Raw genomic sequence first — 23,356 nt, 5'->3', positions numbered from 1 at the left:
ATGCATAAAAATTTTGGGAATTAATATAAGAAGGAATTTAAAACAATATAGAAGAAGAGATAGAAACACAAATAAAACGCTTACATAAAATGAAGGAAAACGTTCATCAAATTTTTATGGATGAATATGCGGCAATAAAAACATAAGGGGGATGTTTTTATGAAAAAGAAGCATATGGAGACAGCGTTAATTCACCACGGTTATATACCTGAGGAACATAAAGGAAGTTTAACACCACCTTTATTTCAAACTTCTACATTTACATTTGAGACTGCGCAGCAAGGAGAGGCGAGTTTTGCGGGAGTGGATCCGTCTTATATTTACTCACGGCTTGGAAATCCAACTGTGAAATTATTTGAAGAACGTATGGCGGTGTTAGAAGGAGGAGAAGAGGCGCTTGCCTTCGGATCTGGTATGGCAGCTATTTCAGCAACTTTAATTGGTTTTTTAAAGGCTGGAGATCATATTATTTGTTCAAATGGATTATATGGGTGTACGTACGGTTTTTTAGAAGTGTTAGAAGAAAAATTTATGATTACGCATTCGTTTTGTGATATGGAGACAGAGGTTGATATTGAAAATAAAATTCGTCCAAATACAAAGCTTATTTTCGTTGAAACACCGATTAATCCGACAATGAAATTAATTGATTTAAAACAAGTGATTCAGGTTGCGAAGCGAAAAGGTTTACTTGTTATTGTTGATAATACATTTTGTTCACCTTATTTACAAAGACCGCTTGAGCTTGGCTGTGACGCTGTTGTGCATAGTGCGACAAAATATATTGGTGGTCACGGTGACGTTGTAGCGGGTGTAACAATTTGTAAAACGAAAGCATTAGCTGAAAAGATTCGCCCGATGCGAAAAGATATCGGCGGTATTATGGCGCCGTTTGATGCGTGGTTATTATTACGCGGGTTAAAGACGTTAGCAGTAAGAATGGACCGTCATTGTGATAATGCAGAAAAAATTGTATCGTTCTTAAGAAAACATGATGCGGTAGAAGATGTTTGGTATCCAGAAGGAGAGTTAGCATCTCGTCAAATGAAACACGGGGGCGGTGTTATTTCTTTTTCAGTAAAAGGCGGAAAAGAAGAGACACAAGCGTTTATTAATGATCTTCACTTTATTACAATTGCGGTGAGTTTAGGAGATACAGAAACATTAATTCAGCATCCAGCAACGATGACGCACGCTGCGATTCCAGCGGAACTAAGAAAAGAAATGGGCATTTTTGATAATTTAATACGCTTATCGGTCGGTTTAGAATCGTGGGAGGATATCGTTTCTGATTTAGAGCAGGCATTAAAGAAAATATCTACTGTTAATCAATAAAAAAGAGTGAGCTATCGGTTTTGTACAGGACGTACTAAATCGATAACTCGCTCTTTTCTTTTTACATATGTTTTAGGAGTGTTTCCACAAACTTTTCTAAATAGCGCTGATCTACTTCATCGAAACGATTCTTTTCAGGACTATCAATGTCAAGTACACCAATGACAGCTCCTTCTTTCACAATCGGTACAACGATTTCTGAATTAGAAGCACTATCGCAAGCGATGTGACCTGGGAATTGGTGAACGTCTGCTACAAGCTGCGTTGTTTTCGTTTCAGCTGCAACGCCGCAAACGCCTCGTCCAAATGGAATGCGCACGCAAGCAGGCATTCCTTGGAATGGTCCAAGAACAAGCTGAGTTCCTTCTGTTACGTAAAAGCCAACCCAATTAACGCGATCTAAAAATTGGTTTAATAATGCGGACGCATTTGATAAGTTTGCGACTACGTTTGATTCGCCAGTTAATAACGCATCCAGTTGTTTAATTACTGTCTCATATTGCTGCACGCGAGATCCTGCATAACTTTCTTTAGTAAACATGGAAACAGCTCCTTTTTTATCGAGATGTGTAAAATATTAGCAAAATACGATGTATTTCACATGACTTTGTCGATAGAAAATTAAAGGAATTTGTCTTAAAAGTCAAGAAATTTAAACTATAGCTGTTCAGTGAAGGGAAGTGAGCGCATGAAGCAGACGAAACAAAAAGTAATTGATGCGGCAATATCGTTGTTTAATACGAAAGGTTATGATGGAACGTCAGTGCGAGACATTGCAAAGCGAGCGGATGTGAATGTAGCGAATATTTCATATTATTTTGCTGGGAAGCAAGGTTTATTAGAACAGCTTATTACTGATTTTTTAGAAGGATATATTCATGTGATTGAAATGTCGTTTGAACAGAGAGAGTATTTGTCGGCTAAAGATGTAATGGTGCAAATGGTGCGCGGGATTTTACGATATCAATTTGAAAATAGAGAACTAACACGTTTCTTCTACCGAGAGCTTTCGCTTGATACGACATTAATTCGTGAAGTGATGACCGTTTATTTTTCTAAAGAAAGATATTATATAGAACAAATGATTAGACAAGGACAAATGAAACAAGAATTTCAGAAAGTATCATTTACAATGTTTATGACGCAATTAAAAGGTATGATAAGTATGCCGTTTTTATATCCACAATATATATCAGAAGTACTCCATTCTTTCCCGTCTGAGACATTTTTCATAGAAATGTATACGAAAGAGATTGAGCAATGGATGGAACAAGCATTATGTAAAGCGAATATGTACCATGAATGGCCAAGAGCTGTTCATATGTGAAGAATCCCCACCTAACGAACTGAGGTGGGGATTTTTATGTTTACTTTTCTTTGCCATAAATTGTTACATAATAGCGCGATAATTGTTAATGCAGCTCCAGCGATTTCAATTTTATCCACTGTATAACCTCGAAAGATAGAACCGATTAGTGCAAGGATAGGAACTAAATTCATAAATAATATGCCGTTAATAGATGAAATATAGCGATTTCCCATATTCCAGCAAAATACAGCGATAACGCCTGCGATAATCGACATATAAAAGAGCTCAAAACGAACGCTCACAACTGTACGCAGTGACGGTATAGTAACTATATTTGTGTACGTTAAGAAAGTAACAATAACGATGAGTGAAATGGAGCCAAATAAACAAGTTAATGTCGTGTACCTAAGTGGTGACCAAGATTGAAAACGAGCACCCCCGTTTGTATAAATGACCCAGCAAGTAACGCCGCATAGCATCAATATATTTGTCGATAAGTGGCTTGCAGCTCCAAATAATAATTCAATATTTCCTTTTGAAATGACAAGCATAACACCAAGTAATGCAACGAACATACAAAGGAATGTATAGTTTTGTGGGCGGCGATTTTTCGTTATCCATTGCAGTGATAAGGCAATCAGTGGCATAAGGGATTGAATCATAGCTGCATGGATTGCTCCGGAAGGTCCGGCAAGTTGTTGTCCGTAGAAAACGAGAAAACCATACCCCGCGAAACCGACTGTCCCGTAAAAGAATAGAGAAAGTGTTCTTTTTTCTAAGCGGAGTGAAGTCTTTCCTTCAGTAATTAATAGCAAAATAAGAAAAATAATAGCTGCTGATCCATAGCGAAGCGTTGTGAAGAAGAATGGATCGATAAATTGCAGAGCATTTGCCATTACAGGAAACATAAATCCCCAGGCAGTGACGGCGAGTAAGCATAGAAAGGATCCGAGTAGCATTTGTTTTTTGTTCAAGAGTATCTTTCCCCTTTACATTTCGTTATAGTAAGTTGATGAAATAAGTATAAAGAGTAATTGTTTATAGGAGGAAATATCGATTTCTTATAACGGTTATAACTTTTTGTTAGAGGTGTGTACAATGGATTTGGAGGCAGTACGATCGTTTATTGAAGTGAAGCATACGCGAAGTTTATCAAAGGCAAGTAAGATTTTACATATATCTCAACCAGCGCTTAGTAAACAAATTCAAAAGTTAGAAGCGGATTTAGAGGTTACTTTACTTAAACGTTCTGCGCAAGGAGTAGAGTTAACGGAGGCAGGAGAGTTATTTATAAAAAGAATGTTACCAATTTTGGAGCAAATAAATGAAGTGAAAACAGAAATGAGGGGGTATCAAGAGAACCGGAAGTTTTCAATGGGTATACTACCGAGTTTAGCGGAGTATTACATATCAGAATGTAAAGATATATTAGGTGATGAGTTCGAAGTGGAATGGCAAATCGGACATACGGAAGTATTAAGAGAGTTATTTAAAGCGCGGGAGATTGACGCGATGTTCATCGATTCAGTAGTAGAAGGTGCTACGTATATAAAAGAAGTGCAACAAGAGAAAATTGTTTGTGCCGTTTCAAATAATCATCCGTACAAAGAGAAGATAGTCATTCAAATAGAAGAGCTGCACAATGAAAAATTAATTGTATATCCAGAAATATGTGATGTAAGGAAAATGATTATGAACATGTTTCATGAAATAGGTGTAAAACCAACTATAGCTGTGGAAACATCTTACGCAGAACCGATGCTTGCAATGGTAAAAGCTGGCCTTGGTATCACGTTACTTCCAGAAAGGGCAGTAGAGCAGTCTGTAAGGCAAGGAAATGTACATGTAATTTCTGTTGAACCACCACTCATGCGGAAAATTTATTTCGTATCCCATACGAAAGATTGTTTGTTATTACAATCATTTGAGGATAGGTAGTGACGTAGGCGGAATATTGAGAAAGATTACAATCACATTGAAAGGAACATGAAATTTTTAAAAAAACTAGGTCAAAAACAAACCATTACATGGTATGATTAGTACATTGTTAGTTGTTAAATATAGGGGAATTCCCTTTTTATACATAATGCCTTCCATTTCATAAACGGAACGGACAAAAAAAGAGATATAACTAGGAGGCTTTTTTGCATGGATTCTATCCTGACGATCGTTATCATTGTAGTAAGCTCTATTCTAGTGCTGCTCATGATAGAGCTTGTGATAAGAAATCGTTCATATAAAGATATTGAAGCACTGGAGCAGTGGAAACAAGAGATAAAAGATAAACCTGTGGCAGATGAACTAAAACGGGTAAAAGATTTAAACATGACGGGTCAAACAGAAGAACTGTTTGGTAAATGGCGTGAAGAATGGGATGAAATTGTATCAACAACCCTTCCGAAAGCTGACAAAGATTTAGCGCAAGCGCGAAAATTCGCCTCGCAATTCTCCTTCCGAAAAGCAAAGCATGCGATGAACGAATCCATAAGTGGTTTAGATGACGCTGATAATCGTATTACGGACATTTTAAATGAATTACAGCAATTGTTAGAAAGCCATGAGAAAAATAGCTCGGAAATTGAAGGGTTACGTGATACATATCGTAGTATGAAAAAGAGTGTTCTTGCTCATAGACATATGTATGGAGCAGCAGAGCAGAAAATCGAAGAGATGCTAGACGCTGAATCTGAGAAATTTAAAACCTTTGAAGAAGCGACAAACAATGGCGACTATTTAAAAGCGAGAGAAATTGTTATTAGTTTGGAAGAAGGTTTAGCAGATTTAGAAATCATTATTCACCAAATTCCAGATTTATTGGTAGAGTGTCAAGCGACGTTACCAGTTCAGCTGGAAGATTTATTACACGGACACAATGATATGGTAAGACAAGGTTATGTATTAGATTATTTGGAAGTCCCTAAAGAAGTTCGTGATATGACGAAACAACTACAAACATGTTTAATGGATATACAGGAGCTTCATATAACAGAAGCGGCTGAAAAAGTAGAAAACTTAAAAACACGTTTAGATGGCTTCTACGATCAACTGGAACAAGAAGTACATGCGAGACATTATGTGGAGCAAAAAACACTTTCTGTTTATGATGATTTAGAAGAAATGCGCATCGAAACGATTGAAACGAAAACAGAAACACAACTTGTGAAACAAAGCTATCAGTTACAAGATAAAGACATTGAGTCTCAAAAAGTAATTGAAAAGCAAATGCACATTTTAACGAAACGTTTTGAAATGCTACAATTACGCGTTGCAGAACAAGATATTGCCTTCTCTATTATTCGCGAGGAACTAGAAGAGGTTTATGAGCAATGTGAAACGTTAAAAGTACTTCATGCAGAATATAAAGAAATGCTGCAAACGATGCGCAAAGAAGAATTTGAAGCACGTGAGAAGTTACAAGAAATGCGAAATACTATTTTCGAAACGAAACGCTTTATGCAAAAGTCGAATTTGCCAGGTCTTCCAGAGAGTATTATGGAAGATTTAAAAAGAGGGCAAATGGCAATGCAAGCTGTATATGAACAATTAGAAGTGAAGCCGTTAAATATGAACGCTGTAAATAGCAGTTTAGAAGAAGCATATACAACTGTGAACGGTGTGGCTGAAATGACAGAAGAGTTAATTGGACAAGCGTATTTAGTGGAAAAATTAATTCAGTACGGTAACCGTTACCGTAGTCATGATGAAAACCTAGCAGAAAGTTTAAATTATGCTGAGAAATTATTCCGTGAATACCAATACGATGCAGCTTTAGAACAAGCGGCTTCAGTATTAGAGCAACTTGAACCTGGCGTTGTTCAAAAAATAGCTGAATATGTAGACAATGAACAAACCCTTTCATAAAAGGGTTTGTTTTTTTATGTAATTTTGCAGGCGATGTTGCTATAATGAATAGCGGAATACAGCAAGGTTATTCGTTTCAAAATAAAGTGAAACTGTAATCGGTGGGAGGATTCATCCCCACTGATTACTAGCCTTCACCAATCGGACATTTACGGGCAGTTAATCTCCCATCTAACTTCTTTGCTCTAACTGGATTTTGAGGTGAGAGTCTTATTGCCCGTTAACGCGGGATAAAGTGAAACTGTAATGGGAGGGCATCCTCGCCAATTATTAGCCTTCACCAATCGAGATAAAACGGAACCTTTGCGTAGTCTTAGCGTAATGACACGTATTTATGATATGATTATACGATGTGATAGCGCTGAAAGGGGAAGAACGATGATCTATTTTGATAATAGTGCGACGACGAAGCCATATCCAGAAGCTCTTCAATCGTACGTGACGGTTGCTGGGAAATATTTTGGTAATCCTTCTTCTATTCATTCGCTTGGAGGAGAGGCAGAGCGTCTATTAACACAATCAAGAACGATTGCAGCGCAGCTTCTTCGTGTTAAACCTTCTGAAATTATTTTTACATCAGGTGGAACGGAAGGAAATAACCTTGCGATTAAAGGGATAGCGATGAGGAATCGTTCGCGTGGCAAACATATCATTACAACAAATATTGAACACGCGTCTGTGTTTGAAGCATATAAGCAATTAGAAGAACTCGGGTTTGATGTAACATATTTACCGGTTAACGAGCATGGTGTTGTATCGGTAGAAGATGTGAAACGAGCGCTTCGTGAAGATACGATTCTTGTGTCAATTATTCATGTGAACAACGAAACCGGAGCAATTCAACCCGTTGCTGAAATTGGAACGTTATTATCGAATCATCCGAAAATAAGATTCCATGTAGATCATGTACAAGGGATAGGAAAAGTACCGCTTGATTTATATGCTTCTCATATTGATCTTTGCTCAATATCTGGACATAAATTCCACAGTGTAAAAGGAACAGGTCTTCTTTATGTACGCGATGGCGTAAGATTAGATCCGATTTTATCAGGTGGTCAACAAGAGCTTAAGTATCGCTCTGGTACAGAGAATTTACCTGGCATTGTAGCGATGGTGAAAGCACTTCGCATGACAATGGAACAAGTGAAAGAAAAGGTAGCTCATTTGCAAAGTTTACAAGCAGAGCTTGTTCGTTTCTTTAAAGAGATGGAAGATGTAACGATTAACACGTCGCTTGCATATGCAGCACCGCACATTTTAAATGTATCATTTGTTGGTTTAAAACCAGAAGTAGTCGTTCATGCTTTAGAAGAACACGGTGTATATGTGTCAACGAAATCTGCTTGTTCTTCAAAAGCAAATGAAGTGAGCAGAGTGTTAGTGTCAATGGGAGTGCCGCATGCAGCAGCTGCAAGCGCTATTCGTATTAGTTTGGCACCAGAAAACACAATGGAAGAAGTAAAACAATTTGAAGGTATTGTAAAAGAGACGATGCCAAAATTATATGAAGTGATGAGGTAAAGAAATTATGTTGAAATATGAATATATTTTAGTGCGTTATGGAGAAATGACGACAAAAGGTAAGAACCGTTCTAAATTTGTAAGCACATTAAAAGATAACGTGAAGTTCAAACTGAAAAAATTCCCAAATATTAAAATCGATGCAACACATGACCGTATGTACATCCAGTTAAATGGCGAAGATCATGAAGCGGTATCTGAAAGATTGAAAGATGTATTTGGCATTCATAAATTTAACTTAGCGATGAAAGTACCATCAGAATTAGAAGACATTAAAGAAGGTGCATTAGCAGCTTTCTTACAAGTAAAAGGCGATGTGAAAACATTTAAAATTACTGTACACCGTTCTTATAAGCATTTCCCAATGAGAACGATGGAATTATTACCTGAGATTGGTGGACACATTCTAGAAAATACAGAAGATATTACTGTAGATGTTCATAATCCAGATGTAAATGTACGTGTAGAAATTCGCAGTGGTTATAGCTACATTATGTGTGATGAGCGTATGGGAGCTGGCGGTTTACCAGTTGGCGTTGGCGGAAAAGTAATGGTACTTCTTTCTGGTGGTATTGATAGCCCAGTAGCAGCTTACTTAACGATGAAACGCGGCGTATCTGTGGAAGCAGTTCACTTCCATAGTCCACCTTTCACAAGTGAGCGTGCAAAACAAAAAGTAATCGATTTAGCGCAAGAGTTAACGAAGTATTGTAAACGAGTAACGCTTCACCTTGTTCCGTTTACAGAAGTGCAAAAAACGATTAATAAAGAAATCCCATCTAGCTATTCAATGACGGTTATGCGCCGTATGATGATGCGTATTACAGAACGTATTGCTGAGGAGCGTAACGCACTTGCAATTACGACTGGTGAAAGTCTTGGGCAAGTAGCAAGCCAAACGTTAGATAGTATGCATACGATTAACGAAGTAACAAACTACCCAGTTATTCGTCCGCTTATTACGATGGATAAATTAGAGATTATTAAAATCGCTGAAGAAATCGGCACGTATGATATTTCAATTCGTCCATATGAAGATTGCTGTACTGTATTTACACCAGCAAGCCCAGCGACGAAGCCGAAACGTGAAAAAGCAAATCGTTTTGAAGCGAAATACGATTTCACACCATTAATCGATGAAGCTGTAGCGAACAAAGAAACAATGGTATTACAAACGATAGAAGTAGTGGCGGAAGAAGAAAAATTTGAAGAACTTTTCTAAACCATAAATTACCATATCTAAAACGTGTATGAAGTCATGTTATTTATCACACTCTATACTCACAAGGAGGTGATATAACATGTCACGTAGCACAAATAAATTAGCGGTTCCTGGTGCTGAATCAGCATTAGACCAAATGAAATACGAAATCGCTCAAGAGTTTGGTGTTCAACTTGGAGCTGATGCAACAGCTCGCGCTAACGGTTCTGTTGGTGGTGAAATCACTAAACGTCTAGTTTCACTAGCTGAGCAACAATTAGGCGGTTACCAAAAATAATCCCATATGATGGCTTAGAAAGAGCGGGTTCTCCCGCTCTTTCTTTTTTGTGTTGCCATTTGTCGGTAAGTTGATGTAATTTCATTTAGTAATTCGACAGAACTGAAAAATTTGTCAAAAGAAGAGGGTTCAAAATTAACAGAAAATTCTTTATTATATAAAGGAGGCATAAAGAAAAGGGAGGATATTTTATGAAGCGAGAAGAATTGTTGGCGCCACCGTCTTATAATTTAGTTTCTGAAATAGAGAAATATACGGGTGATAAAGGGAAATTAGCTTTAATTTGGCAAGATGATAAAGGGAATCGAAGGGAAGTTACATACGCTGAATTAATGCAAGGTGCGAATAAAATTGGAAACGCTTTTATAAAAAGTGGTTTGCAAAAAGGGGACAAGCTTCTTATTATGATGCCGCGTTTAATTGAAGCGTACATGACGTATATTGCTGCTATTAAAGCAGGATTTGTCGTAATTCCAAGCTCGGAAATGTTACGTAAAAAAGATATAGAATATCGAATTGGACATGGAGAAGTAAAAGCGATAGTAAGCTATGAGCCGTATATTAGGCAGTTTGATGATATAGAAGCGATGGAATCTCTTCGAAAATTTGTCCTGAGCGAGCAGTCAGTAGATGGATGGATTAATTTAAAAACAGCGTTAGAAACAGAGAGTGACAGGTTAGAAATGGCGAAGACAGATAAAGAAGATATGGTCTTTTTATCTTACACGTCAGGAACGACAGGAAATCCAAAAGGTGTCGTTCATACACATGCGTGGGCATACGCTCATTTACGTACGAGCGCTCCAAATTGGCTCGGAATTGAAGAGAATGATATTGTATGGGCAACAGCTAGTCCAGGCTGGCAAAAGTGGATTTGGAGCCCGTTTTTAGCAACGCTAGGATCAGGGGCAACAGGGTTTGTATATCACGGTAAGTTTGAACCGAAAACGTACCTGAACTTATTAGACGATAATAAGGTAAATGTACTTTGTTGTACACCGACTGAGTATAGATTAATGGCAAAGGTAGAAGATTTAAGCCAGTACAATTTAGAGGCATTACATAGCGCTGTATCAGCAGGTGAGCCGTTAAATAGAGAAGTGATTGGAACGTTCCAAAAGCACTTTCATATTACAGTGAGAGACGGCTATGGGCAAACGGAAAATACATTACTTGTTGGTGTAATGAAAGGGATGGATATTAGACCAGGTTCAATGGGGAAACCAACGCCAGGTAACCACGTCGATATCGTAAATGAGGAAGGTACTCCAGTTAAAGTAGGCGAAGTTGGTGATATTGCAGTTCACATTGAAACGCCGGCCCTCTTTAAACAATATTACAAAGACGATGAACGTACAGCGATGCAATTCCGCGGTGATTATTATATTACAGGTGATAAAGCGAAGAAAGATGAAGACGGCTACTTCTGGTTTGAAGGGCGCGGTGATGATATCATTATTAGCTCTGGTTATACAATCGGGCCGTTTGAAGTAGAGGATGCACTTGTAAAACATCCTTACGTAAGAGAATGTGCAGTTGTCGCAAGTCCTGATGAAATTCGTGGAAGTGTCGTGAAGGCATTTATCGTATTAAGAGAGAATATAGAAAAGAACGAAGAAACATTAATTCCAACACTCCAACAACACGTCAAAGAACTCACTGCACCATATAAATACCCTCGCAAAATTGAATTTGTAGATGAACTACCAAAAACGATTTCTGGAAAAATTCGCCGTATTGAACTTAGAAAACAAGAGATGGAGATTCCGTCAAAATAATTTTGAAAACAGTGAAGTAAATAGTTGAATGAAATGCAAAACAATGATAATATAAAAACGAACACAAGTTCGATTTTATAAACTTAAAAAAGAGGTGTCCGTATGATTTTAGGGATTAATCCGTACTTAGTTTTAGATGGTAGTGGGCAAGAAGCTGTACAGTTTTATAAAGAGGCTTTAGATGCAAAAGTAGAAGTCATGCAAACTTTTGGTGACATGCCTGAAAATCCAGAATACCCGATTCCAGCTGAAGCGAAAGAGCGTGTTTTACACGCTACTTTAAAAGTTGGTAATACGGATCTTATGATTTCTGATACATTCCCAGGTCAAGGACATGCAATCGGATCTCAAGTAACAATCGCAATTCAAATTAGTAATGCAGAAAAAGCAAAAGAAGTATTCGATAAGTTACAAGAAGGTGGAGAAGTTATCATGCCACTTCAAGAAACATTCTGGAGCCCAGCATACGGACAAGTAAAAGATAAATTTAATATTGAATGGCAAGTTACAACGTCTACTACTGAACAAAAGTAATTTTTAGAAAAGCACCATGTTTTGAAATGGTGCTTTTTTTTATACAATAAAAAATAAAGGAGATGGGATATATGGGAGAAATTTGGTATGGCGGCACCATTTACACAATGAGAGAAGAAAATGAAAAAGTGGACGCTGTTTACGTTGAAAACGGCATAATTGTTGATGCTGGTAATAAGGGAGAATTAGAAAGCAGATATTCAAACGTAAAGTTACATGACCTAAAAGGAAAAACAATGATCCCAGGTCTCGTTGATAGCCATATGCATCTTATTGGGCATGGAGAGAGATTACTCCGTCTAGATTTATCAAATTGTACATCTTATAGCGAAGTACTGGCTCTTGTTCAGAAGCGAGTGGAAGAAGCTCCAAAGGGCTCTTGGATTATTGGAGAAGGATGGAATGAAAATAACTTTACAGATACGAAAGATGTTCACGCGCGTGATTTAGATGAAATTTCGAAAGACCATCCTATTTTATTAAAGAGAGTTTGTCGTCACGTTACATGGGTGAATTCATACATACTGCAAGAAGTGAATATAACAGAAGCGACAGAAGATCCAAAAGGCGGGAAAATTGGCAGGGATTCATCAAATAAGTTAACAGGACTTTTATATGAACAAGGGCAAGAATTAATTAAACATGTTCAGCCAGAAATTGATGAAGCTTATTTACAAAGAGCTCTGCAAACAGCGATTAAAGATTGCTGGAAATACGGACTCGTTGGCGGGCATACGGAAGATTTAAATTATTATGGTGGTTTTAGAAAAACATATAATGCGTTTTCTCACGTTATAAAAGAAATGCCATTTAAAGCCCATTTGCTCGTTCACCATGAAGTAGCACATGAACGAAAAGAATATGAAAATGAACATTATATTGAATTTGGGGCAATGAAAATTTTCTCTGACGGTTCTTTTGGCGGAAGAACAGCATTATTAAGTGAACCGTATGAAGATGCGAAGGAAACGAATGGGGTTGCGATTTTCTCACGTGAAGAACTTGCAGAATTAGTGAAGAAAGCACGAGATTTACATATGCCAGTTGCGATTCATACTATCGGTGACTTATCGCTTGAATATGTCATTGATGCACTCGAATTATATCCACCAGCAAAAGGGTTACGTGATCGCATTATTCATTGTCAGCTTGCTCGTGAGGAGTTAATTGAAAGAATGAAAAACTTGCAAGCCATTATAGATATACAGCCAGTCTTCCTTTCATCAGATTTTCCGTCAGTCATTGAAAAACTAGGAGAGCGCCGTCTTCGTTATGCGTACGCTTGGAAGACGTTACTGGAAGCAGGATTACACTGCAACGGTGGTTCAGATGCTCCTATTGAACAAGTGAATCCGTTTTTAGGCATATATAGCGCTGTTACACGTAGAAGTTTTATTGACGGTGTATGCTATATGCCTGAGGAAAGATTAACGGTATATGAGGCTGTTTCTTTATTTACAACAGGAAGTGCCTATGCAATTGGAAAAGAAGCGAAGCGAGGGCAAATTACAAAAGGATATGAAGCAGACTTTACAATATTAGACCGCAATATGTTTGAAATTGAGGCAGAAGAAATAAAAGAAGTAGAAGTAGAAATGACCGTAATAGATGGCCAAGTTGTCTATAGAAAAGATGCGTAAAAATATATGAGCGATTATCGGAATATATCGACTTACCGACAAAAACTGACAAGAATAACGGCCGGATAGTAAGAGATTATTGTCCGCGCCAATCGGGGTAAATAAATAACCGCAGAATTATGGAATTCCATAATTCTGCGGTTATTTTAATCCTATAAAAACGTTCTCTGTACTTTTTCCCAGAAAGAGTTGTTTTTTAATTTAACTGTTTTAATTTGTTTATCGCTTAAGCGTACAACAGCTTTTTCCACTTGTTTAATACTAAGCGCTTCGTTATCCATGCCGATAACAGGATAATCGTTACCGTCTGGTCTTAGTTTTAAAGTTAATGTACGTTCGTGATTTAAAATGAAAGGTGAACCGAGCGTACGGTAAGTGTTGTTGTTTAAAGATGCTAGTTCGCTTACTTGGAAACATGGGATAAGCGGGTCAACAACTGCACCATGCAATGATTTATTGTAAGCAGTACTTCCTGTTGGGGTAGAAACTACTAAACCGTCCCCTCTAAAAGTTTCGAAATATAAATCATCAACGTGAACATCTACAACGAATGTTTTAATAATGCTAGAACGTAATGAGAACTCATTTAAACAATGGAAAGATGTACTGCCATCTACATCTACCTGAATTGTTGGATATTTACGCACTTCAATTTCATTTTTTGTAATTTCTTGAAGGGCTGTATCAACGTGATCAATATGGAAATCGCAGTAGAAAGAAATTTCATCTTTCGTAGAAATCCCTGCGTATAAACAATCTTCTCTAAAACCAGTTTTACGAACGGCTTGTAAGAAGGTTGCATCATCTCCAACACTGACGATAGCGTTTGCATTTTTTGGATGATCTAATATGGTAAATCCATTCTCTTCTAAAATACGATAGATTGGTTTCATTTTTTCAACGAGCGTTGCTTTGTCATCACCATAAAAGAAAAATAAATTGCGACGATCTGCCATTATGTATCCCTCCACTGCAGTTAAATTTTCTGTTTTTCGTGCTACATATCATTAGAGTCCGTTCCCTGATGATATGTTCAAATAATATATTTCGATATAAATTGTCAAAATACCTTTTTATTTTTAGAAAAATTTTTATATTCAATCTTATAGAACCCTGTTTAATGATGAATAAAGTTGTCGATAATGGGTACGGAGTGAAAGGATGATACGTATGAAGTGGTTCGTAATTGGAATAATAATTCTTCTTCTTTTTATTTTGTTTATACTATTGTCGAAAATAAAGCTTAAGGTGACATTTTTATATTCAGAAATGGAAAAGCAATGTTTGCTTCAAGTGAAAATATGGATGATTCGATATACATTTGATGTGTTGGAAAGAATTGAAAAACAGCAGAAAAAGACAGGACAGAAAATCGAAAAAGCTGAAGAGGACGGCGGACTCGATAATAAAATTATGGCGCAACTTGACAGCATTGGTGAACTGATAAAAAAGCTTCAAGAAGTTCATACTATTGTTAAAGATTTTCTCAAACGAGTGAAAATCAATGGTTGGAAATGGCATACACAAATTGGAGCAGGCGACGCAGCTAGTACTGGAATTGTCACTGGATATGCATGGGGGACAAAAGGTATGGCTGCTGGAGTTGTCGGACAATATATGCATATTGTCGATGTACCAGAATTTGAAATTACTCCTGTTTTTCAAGGGAAAGGATTTGCGTCAAGATGTGAGTTAACAGCATCTTTTCGGATATTCCGCACTATAAAAACAGCGGTGAAATTGCTCATATTTATGAGGAAGCAAAGATCTGGTATGACAGAAAAATCTGTTCAAGCATAGGGGGGATATAGAATGGACCATCCAATTCAAGGTTTAATGACAACCGCAATGCAGCATTTAAAACAAATGACTGATGTAAATACCATTGTTGGTGACCCAATTAAAGCGGCAGATGGAAGTGTAATTCTTACTGTTTCGAAAGTAAGTTTTGGATTTGCTGCTGGTGGAAGTGAATTTGGTAAAGTAGAACATTCAGGCCGCCATCCATTTGGCGGGGGAAGTGGTGGAGGAGTTTCTATTAATCCTGTTGCCTTTCTTGTTATAAATGGAGATGGTGTGAAAGTATTGCACTTAGATAAACAAACACACGTCATCGATAAAATAATTGAATTAGCTCCACAAGCTGTTGATAAAGTGAAAGAAATGATGGATAAACGAAAAGAAGATGATCCTGAATTTCAAATTTAACGAATAAAGAAGCTAATCAATAGGTTAGCTTCTTTAATTTTTTTGTAAATAAAGCGATTTTATTTGCATTATCGATAGGGACAAACTATCATTTACATTGTACATATTTTGTTTAAATAAGGGAGGATTTTCAAGTGGCAAACGTAACTTTTAAAGGTAATCCAATGACTTTAGTTGGAACAGAAGTTAAAGTTGGCGATCAAGCGCCAAACTTCCAAGTATTAGCAAACGACTTATCTCCAGTAAGTTTAGAAACATACAAAGGCGAAGTGAAATTAATTAGTGTTGTACCTTCAATCGACACAGGTGTTTGTGATGCACAAACACGTCGTTTTAACCAAGATGCAGCAGGTATTGAAAACGCGAAAGTATTAACAATTAGCGCTGATTTACCATTCGCTCAAAAACGCTGGTGTGCAGCAAACGGTTTAGAAAATGTTGTAACACTTTCTGACCACCGTGACCTTTCATTCGGTGAAGCTTACGGCTTAGTAATGAAAGAGCTTCGTTTACTTGCTCGTGCAGTATTCGTAGTAGATAGCAACGACAAAGTAGTTTACGCAGAGTACGTAAGCGAAGGTACAAGCCATCCAAACTATGAAGCAGCATTAGAAGCAGCTAAATCTGCGAAGTAATGTGAAGGAAATGACCTCTTATAAAGAGGTCGTTTTTTCTCATATATTGCTCTGTAACGGCATCGATATATGAGAAAAAACGTTATATCATATATAACTTAAAAGGGAGCTCTTTACAGGAGGTCGCTTTTTCTTTTTGGAAAAAAACACTTTGTGGTATGATATAAGTTATGTGTAAAAGAGAGAAGGAGGAATGTACGTGAGTCAGACAGTAGAAACATTATTTTCTATTTTTGATTCTTCTGCGGTAGTTTTACGTAAAGAATTAGATGTAACATATTTAGAGGCGCTTGTAGAGACAGGTGATAACTTGTTTGAGGGAGCGATTTTACAAGAAGAATTATCCGAATCAGCAATTGAAAGGCTGAATCGTGAATATAGTACGTTTAATGAAGAAACATATAAAGGTGAAGAAATTCGTAAAGCATTTCAGTTAGCCATCTTAAAAGGAATGAAAGAAGGCGTACAAGCGAATCATGAAATGACACCTGATGCAGTTGGTATGTTTATGAGTTATTTATTCCATAAATTTATGCAAGGGCAAAATGAAATTACAGTTTTAGATCCTGCAATTGGAACAGGTAACTTAATGACTACAGTGTTTAATAGCGCCAAAGAAGGACTAACAATGAGTGGATTTGGTGTAGAAGTGGATGAAGTGCTAATTAAACTTGCTTTAGTAAATGCAAATTTACAAAAGCATGCAATCGAATTCTTCCATCAAGATGGACTAGCACCACTTTATATCGATCCAGTTGATGCAGTGGTTTCAGACTTGCCAGTTGGTTATTATCCAAACGAAATCGGTGCAAGTGAATATAAATTAAAAGCAGATGAAGGAATGTCATATGCCCATCACTTATTTATTGAACAAAGTGTGAAACATACGAAAGAGGGCGGGTACTTATTCTTCTTAGTACCAAACTTCATTTTTGAAAGTGACCAGGCACCAAAATTACATGCATTTATTAAAGAAACATGCTTTATTCAAGGGTTATTACAGCTTCCTGTTTCCATGTTTAAAAACGAGAAAAATGCAAAAAGTATATTTGTTCTCCAAAAGAAAGGCGCTAATGTAACAATGCCAAAACAGGCGTTATTAGTGGAGTTGCCTAAATTCTCTAACATGAAGGCGATGGAAGACATTATGGATCAATTAAATACTTGGTTTGCAACACATAAATAAAGCTAGGTATATGTAACAGCATTAGTGATTCATGTAGTACAGTTTTATATAATATGTCATATTTTTAAATATATACAAGATTTAACTGAATTTTTTTGAAATCTGTAATATATATTTTTTCTTGGTGTTACAATTTTTTCACTTGAAATATATGTCGGACGATGTTTAAATTAAAATCGTGAGTATAAAATTTGCTAATGATGAAACGTTTTCATATTTAGTGAATTTGATCAGATAAAATCGAGCGGTTTGTGGAAACATCCACACAACTACCAAGAGAAAAAGGGGCGAAAGACTAGATGTCAAAAATCATCGCGATTAACGCAGGAAGCTCTTCCTTAAAATTCCAATTATTTGAAATGCCAAGTGAAACAGTATTAACAAAAGGTTTAGTAGAACGTATCGGTTTAGAAGATAGTATCTTCACTATTACTGTAGATGGCGAAAAACAAAAAGAAATTACAAACATTCCAGATCACGCAGTAGCAGTTAATATGCTTCTAAAAAAATTAACTGAAAACGGAATCGTTAAATCTCTAGATGAGATTGGCGGTATCGGTCACCGTGTTGTTCACGGCGGCGAAAAATTTGCTGACTCTGTTTTAATTACTGATGAAGTATTAGCTGATATCGAAGAATTAAGCGATTTAGCACCACTTCATAACCCAGCAAACGTTGTTGGTATTAAAGCATTCCAAGAAGTATTACCAAACGTACCAGCAGTAGCAGTATTCGATACAGCATTCCACCAAACAATGCCGGAATCTGCATTCCTATACAGCCTACCATATGAGTACTATGAAAAATTCGGCATCCGTAAATACGGTTTCCACGGAACTTCTCATAAATATGTAACTGAGCGTGCGGCTGAATTATTAGGTCGTCCAATTGAAAGCTTAAGCTTACTTTCTTGTCACTTAGGTAACGGTGCAAGTATCGCAGCAGTAGAAGGCGGTAAATCTATCGATACTTCTATGGGCTTCACTCCACTTGCTGGTGTAACAATGGGTACACGTTCTGGTAACCTTGACCCTGCGTTAATTCCATACATCATGGAAAAAACAGGCCAAACAGTAGAAGAAGTAGTTAACGTATTAAACAAGAAGAGTGGTATGTTAGGTCTTACTGGTTACTCTAGTGACCTACGTGACATCATTGCGAAAGAAGAAGAAGGCGACCACCGTGCGAAAGTAGCACTTGATGTATTCGTAAGCCGTATCCACAAATACATCGGTTCTTACACTGCTCGTATGAAAGGTGTAGACGCAATCATCTTCACAGCTGGTGTAGGTGAAAACAGTGCGATTATTCGTGAGCGCGTATTAGAAGGCCTTGAGTACATGGGCGTATACTTTGATGCAAAACGTAATAACGTATTCGGTGAAGAAGCATTCATCAGCTTCCCACATTCTCCAGTAAAAATTATCGTAATTCCAACTGACGAAGAAGTTATGATTGCTCGTGATGTACTACGTCTTGGAGATATTGGTTAATATATGAAAAGAAAGACGAGATCCTATAGGATTTCGTCTTTTTTCTTTTGGATGTATTTTAAAACTCCATCCGGATATAATATTTTTTCTTTCTGAATGAATGCCGTAATAGGAATCCATTTCGCATACGCTACTGTTTCCTCATCTTGTATATTTAATGTTTTCATTTCATATAGTGACGTGTCTAATAAACGCAAAGAATATAGTTGAATGATTTCATGACCAATGTCTCCATCTAGATGAAAGACATTTTCTAAACAACCTAAATAATTGGTGATTTCCACTTCTGTATGAAGCTCTTCCTTAAATTCACGAATAACGGTATGTGCTGATTGTTCACCAAGTTCAATTGAACCACCAAGAGGTCGGTAAAATGTTTCATCGGCTGAATGATATTCTTGTACGAGAAGACGCCCGTGATGTATAGCAATGCCAAAAGCCTTTGCACGTGGATACATATACAATCACTCCTTATTTTTTTGTATAAGGAAGATTATAATGTGTTTTGTAGTAAAGGTGTCATGTATTTAAGAATGTGGTCTAATCGTAATTCCATCAAATAAGTTTTTCCAAAATGCTTCATTGTATTGGTATACATCCATAATAGGACATTTCATAACGCAAACACGTTGTAATCCCCAATCTTCTTGGGTGATAGTTGGTATATCGGCAGGAATTAGTAACAGGACAGAGAATGTATGTGTAACGATTTGAGATAAAATTTGTTCTAGGGAACATGCTTCTTCATATGTTCCTCCAGTTCGAGTAAATAATATGGATTCTGCCGTTTCAATTGTAGCTAGAAAACGATTAATACGATGTTCATAGTTTAACTTAATTTCTGTATAAGAAGGCCAAGAAGTTGGTGTGTTTACATCTGTTTTAAAGTCATGACAGGAGTCAATTTCATAAAGGTTGTCCCTTAATCTTAATTTTGCATCATCATCCCAAAATGAGATGAAGGATAAATTTTCGAAATTTAAAAAGCGGTCAAATCGATTTTGTAATAATACATTCACTTTTTCTAATGAGGGGCTTAGCATAAAATCAATAACGCCAAAAAATGGTGATAATTCTAATTGATATAATGCCCAAGCAGGCCAGCAGTTTTGTCCTAAGCTGAATACCGCATTATATTCTTTTTTTATATCGGATAGATTCATGTGATTTATCTCATCCTTTTTGTTAATATTTTATGCCATTCAAAAATGGTATGTGAATAAAGATAGACAAGCATATTTGCAAAGAATAAGCAGAAATATGTTACAATAGAAAAAAATCGAACGAGGTGGTTGTTACGATGCGATCGAAGCGAGAACAAGCCATTTTAGACAATATAAAAGAATGGGAAGCGCAATTAGTTGAGCAAGAAGCGACCGATTTTCAAAAAGTGTTTGATAAATGGTTACATACTACAGTTGCGAAATTACCTGAGAAAAAGCGAAAAGAATTCTTCACGAAAGCAGATGGATGGCTCTTTCATTTGCATGCATTTATTCAAAGTTCACAAGCACAGTTAGATGCACGTAATCGGATTTTAGGAACATCAAGATTATTTGATGAATCGATTGAACAGCTTGAAGATTTGAAAGCATTATCTATTGATCAATTAACATACATAGCAGAGCAGCAAACAGCACGTCATCGTCTATATTCATTTGTACAAGGCGGGGCAACAGGTGCTGGAGGTTTATTATTATTAACGGCGGATTTTCCGGTTATGATCGCGTTAAATGTGAAGGCAGTCCAACTTATTGCAACATCATTTGGACATGATGTGAACAAGCCGTATGAAATGATGCTTGCGTTAAAGGTGTTTCATGCGTCATTACTACCAGGAAGACTTCAGCAATATGCATGGTACAATTTATTGCAAGAGCTGGAGCAGGAAGATTCGTTCTTTTACGAAGGAGACGAAGCAGTGCTACAAACAGCTTCTACTGAGGTTGTGTTAAAACAAATTTTGAAGACATTTTCGATTTATGCTCTTCGTCGTAAATTATTCCAAGGTATACCGGTAATTGGAATGGCAATTGGATCTACAGTGAATTATCGTTTAACAAGAAACGTTACTGAATTTGCAAATAGATTTTATCAAGTGCGCCATATAGTCGAGAAAGAAAAAAGAGCATAAAAAAAGCGAGAGGCCGAAGCCTTTCGCTTTTTTAATTTGTTGCATGTTTTTTGGACATTGGAACAGATACTGGCTGTTTTTCTGCTGTTTTTTCTGTTTTTGGATAATAAATTAAATCCAATGTTTTTGCCTGTACGGCAATCGAAAGAATAGTAAAAGCAATTTCTGTCCAATTTAAATAATATAATGAAAGCGCAAGAACAATCGCGTCAAAGACGAAGAAAATTTGCCCAATTGTAAAACGAGTTCGTTTACTTAATACAATTGTTAAAATATCGTCTCCACCGGTTGCACCGCCAAATCGCAATATAAAACCGAGTCCAATACCAGCTAACGCACCGCCAACTACTGCAGCTATAAATAAGTTATTTGATAAATCTACCGTAAATGGAGAATAATTTTCCATAAAGGAATAAAATACTCCGAATGAAATTGAACCTAGGAATGAATAACCAACCATTTTTCTACCTAAAAATGAAGCGCACAGTAAAATAATTGGGATATCCATTAATACAGTTGAAATAGATGGTGAAATATCATAAAAGTTTTGAATGAATAGTGCAATTCCTACAAAGCCACCTTCTGTTAAGTGGTTTTGGAAGTGAATGTGATATAGCGCTGCTGCTAAAATAAATGAACCGATTAAAACCATAAAAATTTCTTTAATAATTTGCCGACTTTGGATGTTCCTCATCGTTATTCCTTCTTTCCGTAGTTAGTAGTCCTTTTTGTGTTGTAAACTAACTACGAGCTCACATGTAGCTTTCAGTTAGTTTACGAAAAAACTAACTACGCTATATGTCGCTGAAGAAATAACGAATAATCCTCTCGTCCATCAATTCTCCCTACCTTCGTTTTAGTTTAAGTCTTAAAACGACTAAACAAAACGTGGAGTAGGATTCGTCATTTAGCAATCCTGCTCTTCTTTGTTTTGTTTAGTTAGTAACAATTAAGTCCTAAACAAAACGCTATGTGTAAGAAGAGTCTTTTTTTTGCCAAATTATCCTTCGGGCAATCATAATTTCCCCACTCTCGTATTTTTTTCGCTAGACTAAAGTATCTGAGCTGAAAAATACGCTACGTGTATGATTCGTCAATACGATGCCACATGCTCCTTCGAGCGATCATGATATCAAAATCCCTTCCTTCAAGATTTATACTATTATATCATACTTTTAAAAAATGTATGCGGATGGAAACCGACAATAAACGGAGGGAATCTACAAAAAATGTTATGTTTAAATATTTTTGTAGAAAAGCCTAAGTTATTTCGGAGGATTGGACAGTTTGTAACGGTTTGTCCAATAAGTAAGAAAAAAAGGCTTTTATTCCGTTGTATTCTTTTCATCACTTTTATCTTTAAAAAACGCATCCCAACTAATCACACTTAAAAAAGTTAAAGCGATAATAACGAAAGCACGCATAAGCTGTAGACCTCCTTTTGTACATAGTATATGAATCATTCGATTCGGAATGTGTCATTTTTTTACAAGTCTTAACTATTATGAGAGTATATTAATATAGATAGATGAAGGGGAGAGTGAAGGTATGCTAAAAGGAATGTTCAAAAGAAAAGAATTAATATGTATTTCATGTCAGAAAAAAATTCAATATGAAGAAGAGCTTGTTGCTTTTGTAAAGTTGCCGAAAGAAAGAAGTATATTAGTTGGCCCTTTTGATGTGTGTTTGGCAAAAACAGCACAAGAGATATATTGTAAATCATGTTACGACAAAAAAAGCATGACCCAAAGTAATTGAGGGGCATGCTTTTTTCATTGGTGTGCTTTCCCCTCAGATACATTTTGAGTGAGTCGATACCAAAGCCAAAGGTCATTAATGATGGAAGCAAGATCGGCAATTTCTGAATTTAGTTTACAAGAAACTTCGAAGTCTTCTTCGTTATTTAAATAATGTTGTTTTGTATTAATATAGTGCTCAAGTTCTTTTATACGATCAGGAATTTTCCCGCGAACTTGTTCCCATTTTAGTAAAATAGCATGTTGCATTTTTTCGGGGATTTCTTCCCAGTCTTCTTGTAAATGCGGAATTTCAATTCCTAGATGTTCATCGTATAAGAAATACTTTTCCATAAGTTCACCCCCGTTTTCCTGCTTATATTGTACAGAAAAACAGAAAGAAGTTCGACGAAATTGTTTGAAAAAATTTGAAAATGACTCTTGATACATTTTGTGAAAGGTGGTAAAGTGTGAATTATTATAAAAG

Annotated in this window: 24 protein-coding genes; 17 read left to right on the top strand and 7 right to left on the bottom strand. The window is 36.6% G+C overall.

Annotated elements, in window-relative coordinates; genetic code table 11:
- The first annotated feature begins 159 nt into the window (after positions 1–159).
- Complete coding sequence (megL, locus tag MKY21_RS23375; RefSeq protein ID WP_000726558.1) at positions 160–1,335, top strand: methionine gamma-lyase; 1,176 nt, start codon at positions 160–162, stop codon at positions 1,333–1,335.
- A 61-nt stretch (positions 1,336–1,396) separates the two neighbouring features.
- Here megL and MKY21_RS23370 read toward each other — a convergent pair whose 3' ends face one another.
- Entirely contained in the window at positions 1,397–1,876 is a 480-nt protein-coding gene (locus MKY21_RS23370; protein ID WP_000494342.1) for a GAF domain-containing protein, read from the bottom strand.
- 147 nt (positions 1,877–2,023) lie between these two features.
- On the opposite strand from MKY21_RS23370, the gene refZ reads away from it, so the two are divergent.
- The gene (gene refZ, locus MKY21_RS23365) at positions 2,024–2,662 is read left to right on the top strand and encodes a forespore capture DNA-binding protein RefZ (RefSeq protein ID WP_000814923.1); all 639 of its coding nucleotides are present in this window, start codon (positions 2,024–2,026) and stop codon (positions 2,660–2,662) included.
- Positions 2,663–2,673: 11 nt separating this feature from the next.
- On the opposite strand, the gene MKY21_RS23360 is transcribed toward refZ, so the two are convergent.
- Positions 2,674–3,618 carry a DMT family transporter gene (locus tag MKY21_RS23360; RefSeq protein WP_001986680.1) on the bottom strand — a complete coding sequence of 315 codons (945 nt, stop codon included), beginning with the start codon at positions 3,616–3,618 and terminating at the stop codon, positions 2,674–2,676.
- 124 nt (positions 3,619–3,742) lie between these two features.
- Here MKY21_RS23360 and MKY21_RS23355 point away from each other — a divergent pair, with 124 nt between their 5' ends.
- The 8 genes from MKY21_RS23355 to MKY21_RS23320 all read left to right on the top strand — a co-directional run bounded on the left by MKY21_RS23355 (position 3,743) and on the right by MKY21_RS23320 (position 13,477).
- Positions 3,743–4,582, top strand: a complete 840-nt coding sequence (locus tag MKY21_RS23355) for a LysR family transcriptional regulator (RefSeq protein WP_000362537.1) — start codon at positions 3,743–3,745, stop codon at positions 4,580–4,582.
- A 210-nt stretch (positions 4,583–4,792) separates the two neighbouring features.
- Complete coding sequence (gene ezrA, locus MKY21_RS23350) at positions 4,793–6,505, top strand: septation ring formation regulator EzrA (protein WP_000377305.1); 1,713 nt, start codon at positions 4,793–4,795, stop codon at positions 6,503–6,505.
- Positions 6,506–6,883: 378 nt separating this feature from the next.
- Positions 6,884–8,026, top strand: coding sequence for a cysteine desulfurase family protein (locus MKY21_RS23345; protein WP_000638992.1), 1,143 nt, complete (start codon positions 6,884–6,886; stop codon positions 8,024–8,026).
- 7 nt (positions 8,027–8,033) lie between these two features.
- Positions 8,034–9,248: a tRNA uracil 4-sulfurtransferase ThiI gene (gene thiI / locus MKY21_RS23340; RefSeq protein ID WP_000922336.1), complete on the top strand. Its 1,215-nt coding sequence runs from the start codon at positions 8,034–8,036 to the stop codon at positions 9,246–9,248.
- 79 nt (positions 9,249–9,327) lie between these two features.
- Positions 9,328–9,525, top strand: coding sequence for an alpha/beta-type small acid-soluble spore protein (locus MKY21_RS23335; protein ID WP_000091640.1), 198 nt, complete (start codon positions 9,328–9,330; stop codon positions 9,523–9,525).
- Between the two features lie 191 nt (positions 9,526–9,716).
- Entirely contained in the window at positions 9,717–11,303 is a 1,587-nt protein-coding gene (gene mbcS, locus MKY21_RS23330; RefSeq protein ID WP_000817770.1) for an acyl-CoA synthetase MbcS, read from the top strand.
- Between the two features lie 102 nt (positions 11,304–11,405).
- Positions 11,406–11,837 carry a VOC family protein gene (locus tag MKY21_RS23325; RefSeq protein WP_000600350.1) on the top strand — a complete coding sequence of 144 codons (432 nt, stop codon included), beginning with the start codon at positions 11,406–11,408 and terminating at the stop codon, positions 11,835–11,837.
- Positions 11,838–11,908: 71 nt separating this feature from the next.
- Positions 11,909–13,477: an amidohydrolase gene (locus MKY21_RS23320; protein ID WP_074625555.1), complete on the top strand. Its 1,569-nt coding sequence runs from the start codon at positions 11,909–11,911 to the stop codon at positions 13,475–13,477.
- Between the two features lie 152 nt (positions 13,478–13,629).
- Here the strand turns inward: MKY21_RS23320 and MKY21_RS23315 are convergent, their stop codons facing one another.
- Positions 13,630–14,433 carry an NAD kinase gene (locus MKY21_RS23315; RefSeq protein ID WP_000785177.1) on the bottom strand — a complete coding sequence of 268 codons (804 nt, stop codon included), beginning with the start codon at positions 14,431–14,433 and terminating at the stop codon, positions 13,630–13,632.
- Positions 14,434–14,638: 205 nt separating this feature from the next.
- Here MKY21_RS23315 and MKY21_RS23310 point away from each other — a divergent pair, with 205 nt between their 5' ends.
- The 5 genes from MKY21_RS23310 (at position 14,639) to ackA (ending at position 18,999) form a co-directional block, all read left to right on the top strand.
- A complete protein-coding gene (locus MKY21_RS23310) occupies positions 14,639–15,277 on the top strand; it encodes a DUF2953 domain-containing protein (RefSeq protein ID WP_002098024.1) in 639 nt (212 codons plus the stop codon).
- Between the two features lie 12 nt (positions 15,278–15,289).
- Entirely contained in the window at positions 15,290–15,685 is a 396-nt protein-coding gene (gene ytfJ / locus MKY21_RS23305; RefSeq protein ID WP_000350003.1) for a GerW family sporulation protein, read from the top strand.
- A 134-nt stretch (positions 15,686–15,819) separates the two neighbouring features.
- A complete protein-coding gene (tpx, locus tag MKY21_RS23300; protein ID WP_000024525.1) occupies positions 15,820–16,320 on the top strand; it encodes a thiol peroxidase in 501 nt (166 codons plus the stop codon).
- Positions 16,321–16,519: 199 nt separating this feature from the next.
- Positions 16,520–17,506, top strand: a complete 987-nt coding sequence (locus MKY21_RS23295; protein WP_000084367.1) for a class I SAM-dependent methyltransferase — start codon at positions 16,520–16,522, stop codon at positions 17,504–17,506.
- Between the two features lie 299 nt (positions 17,507–17,805).
- Positions 17,806–18,999, top strand: coding sequence for an acetate kinase (gene ackA, locus MKY21_RS23290; protein WP_000034575.1), 1,194 nt, complete (start codon positions 17,806–17,808; stop codon positions 18,997–18,999).
- Between the two features lie 23 nt (positions 19,000–19,022).
- Here ackA and MKY21_RS23285 read toward each other — a convergent pair whose 3' ends face one another.
- Positions 19,023–19,457, bottom strand: coding sequence for an NUDIX hydrolase (locus MKY21_RS23285; RefSeq protein ID WP_200462284.1), 435 nt, complete (start codon positions 19,455–19,457; stop codon positions 19,023–19,025).
- Between the two features lie 69 nt (positions 19,458–19,526).
- Positions 19,527–20,162 (bottom strand): DUF1796 family putative cysteine peptidase, encoded by a 636-nt coding sequence (locus tag MKY21_RS23280; protein WP_001053735.1) that lies wholly within the window; start codon positions 20,160–20,162, stop codon positions 19,527–19,529.
- Between the two features lie 137 nt (positions 20,163–20,299).
- On the opposite strand from MKY21_RS23280, the gene MKY21_RS23275 reads away from it, so the two are divergent.
- Positions 20,300–21,133 (top strand): EcsC family protein, encoded by an 834-nt coding sequence (locus MKY21_RS23275; protein WP_001256853.1) that lies wholly within the window; start codon positions 20,300–20,302, stop codon positions 21,131–21,133.
- A 31-nt stretch (positions 21,134–21,164) separates the two neighbouring features.
- Here MKY21_RS23275 and MKY21_RS23270 read toward each other — a convergent pair whose 3' ends face one another.
- Complete coding sequence (locus MKY21_RS23270; protein ID WP_001244515.1) at positions 21,165–21,827, bottom strand: YitT family protein; 663 nt, start codon at positions 21,825–21,827, stop codon at positions 21,165–21,167.
- Between the two features lie 854 nt (positions 21,828–22,681).
- Here MKY21_RS23270 and MKY21_RS23265 point away from each other — a divergent pair.
- A complete protein-coding gene (locus MKY21_RS23265; protein WP_000911986.1) occupies positions 22,682–22,891 on the top strand; it encodes a hypothetical protein in 210 nt (69 codons plus the stop codon).
- 14 nt (positions 22,892–22,905) lie between these two features.
- Here the strand turns inward: MKY21_RS23265 and MKY21_RS23260 are convergent, their stop codons facing one another.
- Positions 22,906–23,223 (bottom strand): hypothetical protein, encoded by a 318-nt coding sequence (locus MKY21_RS23260; protein ID WP_000417218.1) that lies wholly within the window; start codon positions 23,221–23,223, stop codon positions 22,906–22,908.
- Between the last annotated feature and the right edge of the window lie 133 nt (positions 23,224–23,356).

The sequence above is a fragment of the Bacillus sp. FSL R9-9497 genome, assembly GCF_038005805.1.
Lineage (GTDB): Bacteria > Bacillota > Bacilli > Bacillales > Bacillaceae_G > Bacillus_A > Bacillus_A cereus.
This window is presented reverse-complemented; position numbering and strand designations above follow the sequence as displayed.

Bases quoted from the DNA above. Each gene is read 5' to 3' on its own strand.
- megL (WP_000726558.1), top strand. From the start codon at position 160: ATGAAAAAGAAGCATATGGAGACAGCGTTAATTCACCACGGTTATATA.
- MKY21_RS23370 (WP_000494342.1), bottom strand. From the start codon at position 1,876: ATGTTTACTAAAGAAAGTTATGCAGGATCTCGCGTGCAGCAATATGAG.
- refZ (WP_000814923.1), top strand. From the start codon at position 2,024: ATGAAGCAGACGAAACAAAAAGTAATTGATGCGGCAATATCGTTGTTT.
- MKY21_RS23355 (WP_000362537.1), top strand. From the start codon at position 3,743: ATGGATTTGGAGGCAGTACGATCGTTTATTGAAGTGAAGCATACGCGA.
- ezrA (WP_000377305.1), top strand. From the start codon at position 4,793: ATGGATTCTATCCTGACGATCGTTATCATTGTAGTAAGCTCTATTCTA.
- MKY21_RS23345 (WP_000638992.1), top strand. From the start codon at position 6,884: ATGATCTATTTTGATAATAGTGCGACGACGAAGCCATATCCAGAAGCT.
- thiI (WP_000922336.1), top strand. From the start codon at position 8,034: ATGTTGAAATATGAATATATTTTAGTGCGTTATGGAGAAATGACGACA.
- MKY21_RS23335 (WP_000091640.1), top strand. From the start codon at position 9,328: ATGTCACGTAGCACAAATAAATTAGCGGTTCCTGGTGCTGAATCAGCA.
- mbcS (WP_000817770.1), top strand. From the start codon at position 9,717: ATGAAGCGAGAAGAATTGTTGGCGCCACCGTCTTATAATTTAGTTTCT.
- MKY21_RS23325 (WP_000600350.1), top strand. From the start codon at position 11,406: ATGATTTTAGGGATTAATCCGTACTTAGTTTTAGATGGTAGTGGGCAA.
- MKY21_RS23320 (WP_074625555.1), top strand. From the start codon at position 11,909: ATGGGAGAAATTTGGTATGGCGGCACCATTTACACAATGAGAGAAGAA.
- MKY21_RS23315 (WP_000785177.1), bottom strand. From the start codon at position 14,433: ATGGCAGATCGTCGCAATTTATTTTTCTTTTATGGTGATGACAAAGCA.
- MKY21_RS23310 (WP_002098024.1), top strand. From the start codon at position 14,639: ATGATACGTATGAAGTGGTTCGTAATTGGAATAATAATTCTTCTTCTT.
- ytfJ (WP_000350003.1), top strand. From the start codon at position 15,290: ATGGACCATCCAATTCAAGGTTTAATGACAACCGCAATGCAGCATTTA.
- ackA (WP_000034575.1), top strand. From the start codon at position 17,806: ATGTCAAAAATCATCGCGATTAACGCAGGAAGCTCTTCCTTAAAATTC.
- MKY21_RS23285 (WP_200462284.1), bottom strand. From the start codon at position 19,457: ATGTATCCACGTGCAAAGGCTTTTGGCATTGCTATACATCACGGGCGT.
- MKY21_RS23280 (WP_001053735.1), bottom strand. From the start codon at position 20,162: ATGAATCTATCCGATATAAAAAAAGAATATAATGCGGTATTCAGCTTA.
- MKY21_RS23275 (WP_001256853.1), top strand. From the start codon at position 20,300: ATGCGATCGAAGCGAGAACAAGCCATTTTAGACAATATAAAAGAATGG.
- MKY21_RS23270 (WP_001244515.1), bottom strand. From the start codon at position 21,827: ATGAGGAACATCCAAAGTCGGCAAATTATTAAAGAAATTTTTATGGTT.
- MKY21_RS23265 (WP_000911986.1), top strand. From the start codon at position 22,682: ATGCTAAAAGGAATGTTCAAAAGAAAAGAATTAATATGTATTTCATGT.
- MKY21_RS23260 (WP_000417218.1), bottom strand. From the start codon at position 23,223: ATGGAAAAGTATTTCTTATACGATGAACATCTAGGAATTGAAATTCCG.